Here is a 483-nt window from a genome sequence, read left to right as displayed (position 1 = left end):
CGCTATATCAGAGAAGGGCGGGGTTATGTAGTGGATATCGATCTAGCCAAATACTTCGACACGGTGAACCATGATAGGGTGATGCACAGATTATCTAAGGACATTAGTGATAAACGAGTATTAAAGCTAATCAGGGCATATCTACAGGCAGGCTTAATGCGAGATGGGTTAGTAGAGCGAAGACAACGAGGAACACCGCAGGGTGGTCCATTATCTCCGTTACTTTCCAATATCGTATTAGATGAACTGGACAAAGAGTTAGAGCGGAGAGGGCATAAGTTCTGTCGATATGCAGATGACTGCCAAATCTACGTTCGTAGTGAGGAAGCCGCGCATCGAGTCAAAGAGTCGATAACGGAGTTCTTGGAACAGAAGCTAAAGCTCACGGTAAATCGTGAGAAAAGTGCAGCAACAAGAGTGCCGGAGCGAGGCTACCTAAGCCATAGCTTCAAGATAGACGGAACCCTCCTGATATCAAAATCG

Annotated in this window: 1 protein-coding gene; it reads left to right on the top strand. The window is 46.2% G+C overall.

Annotation, left to right across the window (positions count from 1 at the left end; all coding sequences use genetic code 11):
* A partial coding sequence (locus CIK04_RS31740; protein WP_369597211.1) for a reverse transcriptase domain-containing protein occupies positions 1-483 on the top strand: 483 nt, incomplete at both ends.

This window comes from Vibrio sp. 03_296, from assembly GCF_002265885.1.
The sequence above is the reverse complement of the archived record's forward strand: the minus strand, read 5'-3'. Positions and strand labels throughout refer to the sequence as shown.